This is a genomic window from Stenotrophomonas sp. YJH_SMC_120, from assembly GCF_059368675.1.
This window is the reverse complement of the sequence record NZ_JCAFRY010000031.1, coordinates 19311-28894: the sequence shown is the minus strand read 5'-3', so window position 1 is coordinate 28894 and position 9584 is coordinate 19311. Positions and strand designations below refer to the sequence as shown.

7 protein-coding genes are annotated in these 9584 nt (G+C 67.3%); 6 read left to right on the top strand and 1 reads right to left on the bottom strand.

Annotation, left to right across the window (positions count from 1 at the left end; genetic code table 11):
• Positions 1-319 precede the first annotated feature (319 nt).
• The gene (locus AC5P60_RS20790) at positions 320-1258 is read right to left on the bottom strand and encodes a carbohydrate kinase family protein (protein ID WP_005411078.1); all 939 of its coding nucleotides are present in this window, start codon (positions 1256-1258) and stop codon (positions 320-322) included.
• Positions 1259-1541: 283 nt separating this feature from the next.
• Between AC5P60_RS20790 and AC5P60_RS20785 the strand changes: the two genes are divergently transcribed.
• From AC5P60_RS20785 to rodA (AC5P60_RS20760), 6 genes are all read left to right on the top strand, one after another.
• Complete coding sequence (locus AC5P60_RS20785) at positions 1542-2588, top strand: rod shape-determining protein (protein ID WP_005411077.1); 1047 nt, start codon at positions 1542-1544, stop codon at positions 2586-2588.
• Between the two features lie 121 nt (positions 2589-2709).
• A complete protein-coding gene (gene mreC / locus AC5P60_RS20780; protein WP_088470627.1) occupies positions 2710-3891 on the top strand; it encodes a rod shape-determining protein MreC in 1182 nt (393 codons plus the stop codon).
• Positions 3888-4373 (top strand): rod shape-determining protein MreD, encoded by a 486-nt coding sequence (gene mreD, locus AC5P60_RS20775; RefSeq protein WP_005411075.1) that lies wholly within the window; start codon positions 3888-3890, stop codon positions 4371-4373. Before mreC ends, mreD begins: the two co-directional genes overlap by 4 nt.
• Positions 4374-4376: 3 nt before the next feature.
• Positions 4377-6452 carry a penicillin-binding protein 2 gene (gene mrdA / locus AC5P60_RS20770; protein WP_049433260.1) on the top strand — a complete coding sequence of 692 codons (2076 nt, stop codon included), beginning with the start codon at positions 4377-4379 and terminating at the stop codon, positions 6450-6452.
• A complete protein-coding gene (gene rodA / locus AC5P60_RS20765; protein WP_005411073.1) occupies positions 6449-7561 on the top strand; it encodes a rod shape-determining protein RodA in 1113 nt (370 codons plus the stop codon). The genes mrdA and rodA (AC5P60_RS20765) overlap by 4 nt, the downstream gene beginning before the upstream one ends.
• A 136-nt stretch (positions 7562-7697) precedes the next feature.
• Positions 7698-8792 (top strand): rod shape-determining protein RodA, encoded by a 1095-nt coding sequence (rodA, locus tag AC5P60_RS20760; protein WP_033834551.1) that lies wholly within the window; start codon positions 7698-7700, stop codon positions 8790-8792.
• The last annotated feature ends 792 nt before the right edge of the window (positions 8793-9584 follow it).

Sequence of the window (9584 nt, the reverse complement as noted above, 5' to 3'; positions counted from 1 at the left end):
TGCCGGCCGCTGGCCGGCAGTGTCGACCAAGGTCGACACCTACCAGAACACCGGTGGCCAGGCTGGCGGCCTGGCAGCAGAAGGGGTAGTGCCGGCCGCTGGCCGGCAGTGTCGACCAAGGTCGACACCTACCAGAACACCCGTGGCCAGGTTGGCGGCCTGGCAGAAGGGGTAGTGCCGGCCGCTGGCCGGCAGTGTCGACCAAGGTCGACACCTACCAACAGCATTCCCAGCAGCGCATCGGGTGGAAAGCCCCCTTGTTGTTCAAGAGGGCGCGCCGAAGGCGCGGGGACAAGGTGGAATGCGCGGGCAGTTCGGTTTACGCGCCCAGCGCGTAACCGAACTGCTGCTTGAACTGCTCGTTGAACTCATCGAAGGTGAAGCGCTGGTTCTGCGTGCCCGGGTGCTCGACCTTCAGCGCGCCCATCAGGTTGCCCATGCGGCCGATGGTCAGCCAGTCGTAACCCTTCTGGATGCCGTAGATCAGGCCGGCGCGGAAGGCGTCGCCACAGCCGGTCGGATCGACCACGCGGCGCTCGTGCGCCGGCGGGATGTCGTAGCTCTTTTCCGGGGTGTGGATGACCGCACCCTTCGGGCCACGGGTGGTGATGTAGGCCTTGACCCGGCTGACGATCTCCTTCTCGTCCCAGCCGGTGCGCTCCTGCAGCAGGTTCGACTCGTAGTCGTTGACCACCACGTAGTCGGCCTGATCGATGAAGGCGCGCAGCTCGGGGCCGTTGAACAGCGGCATGGCCTGGCCCGGGTCGAAGATGAACGGAATGCCGTCCTCGTGGAATTCCTGTGCGTTCTGGATCATGCCTTCGCGGCCGTCCGGGCCGACCAGGCCCAGGGTCACGCCCGGCACGCCGCGCACATGGTTCTCGTAGGAGCGCATCATCGCGCCCGGGTGGAAGGCGGTGATCTGGTTGTTGTCGTGGTCGGTGGTGATGAATGCCTGCGGGGTGAACAGCTCGTCGATCACGCGCACGCGCGACAGGTCGATGCCCAGGCCTTCGAAGTATTCGCGGTACGGGCCGAAGTCCGAACCCACGGTGCCCATCGGGATCGGCTGGCCGCCCAGCAGGTGCAGGTTGTAGGCGATGTTGCCGGCGCAGCCGCCGAACTCGCGGCGCATGCGCGGCACGAGGAAGGACACGTTCAGGATGTGCACCTTGTCCGGCAGGATGTGATTCTTGAACTGGTCCGGGAACACCATGATGGTGTCGAAGGCAAGAGAACCACAGATCAGAGCGGACATCGATGTAAGCCTATGCGGTGAATTTTGGGGTGGGCCGGCCCGGTTCAGCGGGCAAGCAAACGGCGCCCTTGGGCGCCCGACGGCGCAAAGGTTACCCGCTGGTGCCGCTCAGGGCCAGAACCGGGTGATGCCCGATCAGGCCGAAAGCCTGTGAAGACGCGGGTTCAGCTAGTTTTTTCCTTGCTCGGCGGCAGGCGGGTTGCTAGGCTTGTCGGCCTCGATTTCTGCCCATTTTTTCGCCATCCCGCGGCGGGCACGACACCCCTCAGGACTCCTTCCTCAGATGTTCAAGAAACTCCGTGGCATGTTCTCCAACGACCTGTCCATCGACCTGGGCACGGCCAACACCCTCATCTACGTGCGCGGGCAGGGGATCGTGCTGAACGAGCCGTCGGTCGTGGCCGTGCGCCAGGACCGTGCCATCGGTGGCACCCGCTCGGTGGCAGCCGTTGGCGCCGAGGCCAAGCAGATGCTCGGCCGTACCCCGGGCCACATCACCACCATCCGCCCGATGAAGGACGGCGTCATCGCCGACTTCACCTACACCGAGGCGATGCTCAAGCACTTCATCAAGAAGGTGCACAAGTCGCGCGTGCTGCGCCCGAGCCCGCGCGTGCTGGTCTGCGTGCCGGCCGGTTCGACCCAGGTCGAGCGCCGCGCGATCAAGGAATCGGCCGAGGAAGCCGGTGCCCGTGACGTGTACCTGATCGAAGAGCCGATGGCTGCCGCGATCGGCGCCGGCATGCCGGTCACCGAAGCCCGTGGCTCGATGGTCATCGACATCGGCGGCGGTACCACCGAAGTGGCGGTGATCTCGCTCAACGGCATCGTCTATTCGGCCTCGGTCCGCATCGGCGGCGACCGCTTCGACGAATCCATCACCAACTACGTGCGCCGCAACCACGGCATGCTGATCGGTGAAGCCACCGCCGAGCGCATCAAGGTCGAGCTGGGTTGTGCCTACCCGCAGGCCGAGGTGCAGGAGCTGGAGATCTCCGGCCGCAACCTCGCCGAGGGCGTGCCGAAGATGATCAAGATCAGCTCCAACGAGGTGCTTGAAGCCCTGCACGAACCGCTGTCGGGCATCGTCAGCGCGGTCAAGCTGGCGCTGGAGCAGACCCCGCCGGAACTGTGTGCCGACGTTGCCGAGCGCGGCATCGTGCTGACCGGCGGCGGCGCCCTGCTGCGTGACCTGGACCGCCTGATCTCCGAGGAAACCGGCCTGCACGTGCAGGTGGCCGACGATCCGCTGACCTGCGTGGCCCGCGGTGGCGGTCGTGCGCTGGAACTGGTGGACATGCACGGCAACGAGTTCTTTGCGCCGGAATAAGCCGTCCCGGCCGTTCCCGCCCGCCGCGCCCTTCCGGGGTGCGGCCCGCCGCGATGGCGGGCCGGCACCGGCGGGGCGTCCGCGTGTTTCCCTTCCGCCTTCTGCCAGTTGAATCGTTGCCGTGCCGCCCTACGCCGGTCCTCCCGTTGCCTCCCGATCCGGTGATGCCGCCAGCCCCCTGCGGTTGCTGGCCTATCTTGCATTGGCCATCACACTGATCGTCCTTGACGATCAGGCGGGTTGGCTGGCGCGCCTGCGCGAGCAGGCCAACAGCCTGGTGCAGCCTGTGTGGGCACTGGCGGGTCTGCCCGGCAAGCTCGGCAACCAGGTCAAGGATTCCGCGGCCAGCCACACCCAGCTGGTCACCGAGAACCGTGAACTGCGCAACCAGCTGCTGCTGGCCAACGCGCGCCTGACCCGTCTGCAGACCGCGGCGCTGGACAACGCCCAGCTGCGCGAACTGCTGAACGTGGCCGAGCGCAGTGGCCTGGACGTGCAGCTGGCGCCGATCCTGGATATCGACCTGGACCCGGTGAAGCAGCGCCTGGTGCTCGACGCCGGCAGCCGCGAAGGCGTGCACGTCGGGCAGGCGGTGATCGATGCCGGTGGCCTGATGGGGCAGGTGATCAGCGTCACCGGCGGTACCTCCACCGTGCTGCTGCTGACCGACCCCGACCACGCGGTGCCGGTCACCGTGGCCCGCAACGGCGTACGCCTGATCGTCTACGGCCGCGGCGACACGCTGGAGCTGCGCGACATCCCGCTCAGCGCCGGTGTGGAAGTGGGCGATGAGATCGTCACCTCCGGCCTCGGTGGCCGCTTCCCGGCCGGCTTCCCGGTCGGCACCATCACCGGCCTGCGCCCGGACGACACCCATGCCTTCCTGGTCGGCGAACTGAAGCCAGCCGCCCAGCTGGATCGTGGCCGTGATGTGCTGCTGCTGCGCCCCGGTGCGGCGATCCGCATTCCGCCGGAACTGCGCCTGCAGCTGGAAGAAACCACTCCGGGTGGCCCGGCCACCGGCGCCACCGTGCCAGCGGGAGCCGCGCCAGCGACAACGACGCCAGCTCCGGTCAGCTCCCCGGTAGTGCCGGCCGCTGGCCGGCAACAGCCCTCGTCGCAAACGAGGACTGTTGCCCCCGCATCCTCGCTTGATCCTGCTGCTCCGGTAGTGCCGGCCGCTGGCCGGCAACAGCCCTCGTCGCAAACGAGGACTGTTGCCCCCGTATCCTCGCTTGATCCTGCTGCCCCGGTAGTGCCGGCCGCTGGCCGGCAACCGACCACGCCGGAGGCCCAGCGATGAGCCGCCTGCGCGACAACCCGTGGGTATTGCCGGCCAGCCTGGTCGTAGCCCTGCTGCTGGGCCTGCTGCCGTTGCCGGCGCTGCTGCAGCCGCTGCGCCCGTACTGGCTGGCGCTGGTACTGGCGTACTGGGTGATCGAGACGCCCGAGCGCGTCGGCCTGGGCATCGCTTTCGCCAGCGGCGTGGTCGCCGACCTGCTGTACGGCGGCGTGCTCGGCGAACAGGCGCTGCGGCTGGTGATGCTGGCCTTCATCCTGCAGCGTTTCCGCGCCCGCATCCGCTTCTTCCCGATGTCGCAGCAGATGCTGGCCATCGGTGGCCTGTTGTTCAACGACCGCATCGTCAGCGCGCTGGTCCACATCCTGGTGGGCGAGCCGACCCTGCCGTGGTCGTACTGGTGGGCGCCGCTGTTGGGCATGGGCCTGTGGCCGCTGGTGTTCGTGCTGCTGGACGCAGTGCGCTTCGGCAAGCGCGGGCGCTGAGCCATGATCCCGCGCCGCCAGGTCAAGAACCCGCACGCCGAAGCCGAACAGTTCCGCCGCCGTGCGGCGCTGGGTTTCCTGGGCGTGCTGGTCTGCCTGCTGGGCCTGGGCGGCTGGTACTTCAAGCTGCAGGTGCTGGATCACGACGTCTACGCCACGCGCTCGGAAGCCAACCGCATCAAGCCGCGGCCGGTGGTGCCCGGGCGCGGCATGATCTACGACCGCAACGGTCGCCTGCTGGCCGAGAACGTGCCAGCGTTCCGCCTGGACGTGACCCCGGACAAGGTCAAGGACATGGACGCCACCCTGGAAGGGCTGGCGAAGATCATCAGCATCAGCCCGGAAGAGCTGGAAGCGTTCAACAAGTCGCGCAAGGCGCGCCGCAAGTTCCTGCCGGTCACGCTGAAGCTGCGCATGAGCGACGAGGAGATGGCGCGCTTCGCCGTCGACCGTTGGCGCTTCCCCGGCGTCGAGCTTGAGCCCTACCTGACCCGGCGTTATCCGTACGGTGACCTGTTCGCGCACATCATCGGCTATGTCGGCCGCGTCGACGACAAGGACCTGGAGATCCTCGGCGAAGGCAATGCCGCGCTTACCCACATTGGCAAGTCCGGCCTGGAGCGCTATTACGAGCAGCAGCTGCGCGGCAAGGTCGGCTACGAGCAGGTCGAAACCAACGTGCAGGGCCGTGCCATCCGCACCATCGGCCGGGTGGCCGCGCAGTCCGGCGCCGACCTGCGGCTGTCGATCGACGCGGACCTGCAGCGTGCCATGGTGGCCGCCTTCGGCGATCAGGAAGGCTCGGCAGTGGCGATGGACCCGCGTACCGGCGAGGTGCTGGCGATGGTCAGCCTGCCGTCCTACGACCCCAACCTGTTCGTCAACGGCATTTCCCATGCCGACTTCAAGGCGCTGAACGAGAACCCGTCGCGGCCGCAGTTCAACCGCCTGGTGCTCGGCGGTGTCGCTCCCGGTTCCACGCTGAAGCCGCTGATCGGGCTGGCCGGCCTGGACTCGGGCGTGCGCCGCCCGGAAGACAAGGTGCTGTCCACCGGCATGTTCTACCTGCCCGGCACCAGCCGTGGCTGGGGTGATGCGCATCGTGGCGGCCATGGCTGGACCGATCTGCGCAAGTCCATCGCCGAGTCGGTCAACACCTACTACTACAAGCTGGCGCTGGACCTGGGCATCGAGCGCTTCGACCATTACATGGAGTACTACGGCTTCGGCCAGCCGACCGGTATCGACCTCACCGGCGAAATCGGCGGCATCCTGCCGTCGCCGGCCTACAAGCGGAAGACCCGCAAGGAAGCCTGGTACCCCGGCGATACGGTCAACATCAGCATCGGCCAGGGCGACTGGAAGGTCACCCCGCTGCAGTTGGCGCGCGGCGTCAGCGCGCTGGCCGACGGGCAGCTGCGCACCCCGCACCTGGTGATCCAGCAGCGCGACGGCTTCGACAGCGACTGGACCGCGACGCCGCCCGGCGAGAGCAAGCCGGTCAGCCCCAACCCCAACAACGTGCAGGCGGTGCGCGAGGGCATGATGGCGACCATGCGGCCGGGCGGCAGCGGCTGGCGCGTGGCGGTCGGTGCGCCGTACGTGATGGCCGGCAAGACCGGTACCGCGCAGGTCATCAGCCGCAAGGGCACCGCAGCGGTGAACCCGAAGAGCCTGCCGATGCACCTGCGCCACCGCGCGCTGTTCGTCGGCTTCGCGCCGGTCGAAAACCCGGTGATCGCGATCGCGGTGGCGGTGGAAGGCGGTGGCTATGGTGGTTCGGCTGCTGCGCCGATCGCCCGCAAGGTGTTCGATGCCTACCTGCTGGGCAAGATGCCCGAGGGCATGCAGCCGCTGGACAGCGAGCGTGGTACCACCGCCATCGGTGCCACCGCGTTCGACAACGAAGACGCCGGCGCACGCCAGGCCGGTGATCTGGCGGCCGCGCAGCTGGGCGAACACCCGGTGCAGGTGGGAGCCCCCGCCCCCGAACCGGCCCCTGCGCCGCAGCCGGGCACGCCGGCCGCTGCCGCACTGCCGGCCACGCCACGCCCGACGGTTGCGGAGCCCGCACGATGAAAGTGTTCCTGCGCTGGGCCGGCGACATGCTGCGCCGCTTCTTCAGCACGCTGGACTGGGTGTTGTGCCTGGCCTTGGGCGCGCTGATGGTGATCGGCCTGGCCACCTTGAAGAGTGCCGGTGGCGACGGCCTGGTGATGGCCCAGGGCGCGCGTTTCGCGGTGGGCATGGCTGCACTGTGGGGCATCTCGCGGGTGCCGATCCTGCGCATCCGCTCGGCCACGCCGATGATCTATGCGATCTCCATGATTCCGCTGCTGGCGGTGTTCGTGCTCGGCACCGGCAAGTACGGCCGGCAGTGGCTGGACCTGAAGTTCTTCTACCTGCAGCCGGCCGAGCTGCTGAAGGTCAGCCTGCCGATGATGGTGGCCTGGTACCTGCACAAGATGCCGCTGCCGCCGCGCTTCAACACCGTGCTGGTGGCCTTGATCATCATCGGCGTGCCGACCGGCCTGGTGATGTTGCAGCCCGACTTCGGTACCGGCGTGCTGATCGCCGCCAGCGGCGTGTTCGTACTGCTGCTGGCAGGCCTGCCGTGGTGGTGGGTCGGGCTGGGCGTGGGCGGCGTGGCTGCGGTCGCGCCGGTGGCCTGGTTCTGGCTGCTGCGGCCGTACCAGAAGGACCGCATCATGATGTTCCTGGACCCGGAGATGGATGCACTGGGGGCCGGCTGGAACATCATCCAGTCGAAGATCGCGATCGGGTCCGGCGGCTTCGATGGCAAGGGCTGGGGCGAGGGCTCGCAGTCGCACCTGAACTTCATTCCCGAACAGACCACCGACTTCGCGTTCTCGGTGCTGAGCGAGGAATTCGGCTGGATGGGTGTGGCCCTGGTGCTGACCCTGTACCTGGTGGTGATCGGGCGTTGCCTGTGGATCGCCAGCCAGTCGCGCGATTCCTATTCGCGCCTGTTGGCCGGCGCTACCGGCCTGGCGTTCTTCGTCTATGTACTGGTGAACGGCGGGATGATTTCCGGCCTGCTGCCGGTGGTGGGCGTGCCGATGCCGCTGATCAGCTACGGCGGTACCTCGGCGGTGTCACTGCTGGCCGGCTTCGGCCTGGTGATGGCCGTACGCAGTCACAACCCGGTGCACGGCGGCTACGGCTAGCACCGGTCGCGCGCTTCGTCGCGCTTCCATCTGCTCGATTGCTTCCGCTGTTCTGTAGAGTCGAGCACGGCTTGACTCTACAAGCGCACGCGCACCCTGACAGCTTCACGCAAGCACGCATTGCTACCGTGCCCGCGTGGAATGGAAACGACTGCTTGGCGGCTGCCGTGAGGTGGCGCGCACGATCGATCTGCCGTTGCTGATCGCGTTGCTGATCCTGATGGGCGCGGGCCTGGCGGTGCTGCACAGCGTGTCCGGTCCGGTGGCTGGGCAGGCGGCGCGTTTTGCCGGTGGCCTGGCGTCGATGTGGCTGCTGTCGCGCGTTTCGCTGCTGCGGCTGCGCGCGTGGACGCCGGCAATCTATGCGCTGTCGATGCTGCCGCTGATGGCGGTGTATGTGATCGGTACAGGCAAGTACGGGCAGCGCTGGCTCAATCTCGGCGTGTTCTACCTGCAGCCGTCCGAACTGCTCAAGCTCAGCCTGCCGCTGATGATGGCCTGGTACCTGCATCGGCAACCGCTGCCACCGTCGCCGCGCACCGTACTGACCACCACCGTGCTGATCGGTGTACCCGCCGTGCTGATCCTGATGCAGCCCAACCTGGGCACCGCCACGCTGGTTACCGCCAGCGGCGTGTTCGCGCTGCTGTTGGCCGGATTGCACTGGGGCTGGGTGGCAACTGGCGCGACGGGCCTTGCCGTTGCCGCGCCGCTGGCCTGGTTCGGCCTGCTGCGGCAGTACCAGAAGGATCGCGTGCTGACCTTCCTTGATCCGTCGGCGGATCCGCTTGGCACCGGTTGGAACATCCTGCAGTCGCGCATCGCGATCGGCTCCGGTGGCTGGGACGGGCGCGGCTGGGGGCAGGGCACCCAGGCCACGCTGGACTTCCTGCCTGAGTACACCACCGACTTCGCGTTCTCGGTGCTGGCCGAAGAGTTCGGCTGGATCGGCGTGGCCACCGTGTTTGCGCTGTACCTGTTCGTGGTCGGCCGCTGCCTGTGGATCGCGGTGCACGCCCGCGACACGCACGCACGGTTGCTGGCCGGCAGCCTGGGCTTGGCGTTCTTCGTGTACGTACTGGTGAACGGCGGGATGATTTCCGGCCTGCTGCCGGTGGTGGGCATTCCGATGCCGTTGATCAGCTATGGCGGTACCTCGGCGGTGTCGCTGCTGGCGGGTATCGGGCTGGTGATGGCGGTGCGCGGGCACCGGCCCGTGCACGGGGGATAGGGTTTCCAGCCAACGGCGCAGCCCCTCGTGGGTGGTGTCTGGGTGGTCGCGGAAAGCAGAAGCCGCGGGTGGGCCGGTCGGGTTGGGTACGCGGGGGACGCCGTGAATCCGTCCCTGGAGGCTTGACAGCCGCATCCATGCGGCTGACACCCCCACGTACCCAACCCGACCGCCCTCTGACAGATTTTGGCGGTCTGCCACCCACGGAGAAAAAAGAGAAAAGCAAAAGCGGGTCGCGGCGCTGCGCTTGCTTGTGAGCCGAGCATGGCTCGGCTCCACACAAGGCAATGAAGCGACCCGCCAAGCCGCTTTTGCTTTTGATCTTCTCTTTCTTCTCCGTGGGTAGACGCGCACGGAACCTGTCCGTGGCCGGGTAGATGGGCTGCGCAGGGGCGTGAGCCGCATGGATGCGGCGATCGAGCTTACATGGACGTACTTGCAGCGGCCCCTGCGCAGCCCATCTACCTGGCCTCACCCGTTAACTGCTTTTCGCGACCACCCACGAGGGGCTGCGCCGTTGGCTGGAAACTTCCTGACTCTGCGCAACGCTCGCTGTGGAAGCGTTCTCACAACGATGCAGGACAGCACACTCGCTGACCAAAGTCCGCAAAAAATGTTAGCTGGTTCACACTTTTACGCCGCGTTGATCTTGATCAATGGACTTGTCGTAATCGGCCTGCACAATGGCGGCCCGTTCGGCACGGCGCGCCGTCTATCGTTGCAGCGCGAGGGGGCGTCGGGCGGGAAGCAGTACTGATCCAACGGATACAAGGAGCGCGGGGCACTGCCACT

What these genes read in the sequence shown, in the direction of transcription:
- AC5P60_RS20785 (WP_005411077.1), top strand. Translation starts at nt 1,542, where the DNA reads ATGTTCAAGAAACTCCGTGGCATGTTCTCCAACGACCTGTCCATCGAC.
- AC5P60_RS20790 (WP_005411078.1), bottom strand. Translation starts at nt 1,258, where the DNA reads ATGTCCGCTCTGATCTGTGGTTCTCTTGCCTTCGACACCATCATGGTG.
- rodA (WP_005411073.1), top strand. Translation starts at nt 6,449, where the DNA reads ATGAAAGTGTTCCTGCGCTGGGCCGGCGACATGCTGCGCCGCTTCTTC.
- mreD (WP_005411075.1), top strand. Translation starts at nt 3,888, where the DNA reads ATGAGCCGCCTGCGCGACAACCCGTGGGTATTGCCGGCCAGCCTGGTC.
- mrdA (WP_049433260.1), top strand. Translation starts at nt 4,377, where the DNA reads ATGATCCCGCGCCGCCAGGTCAAGAACCCGCACGCCGAAGCCGAACAG.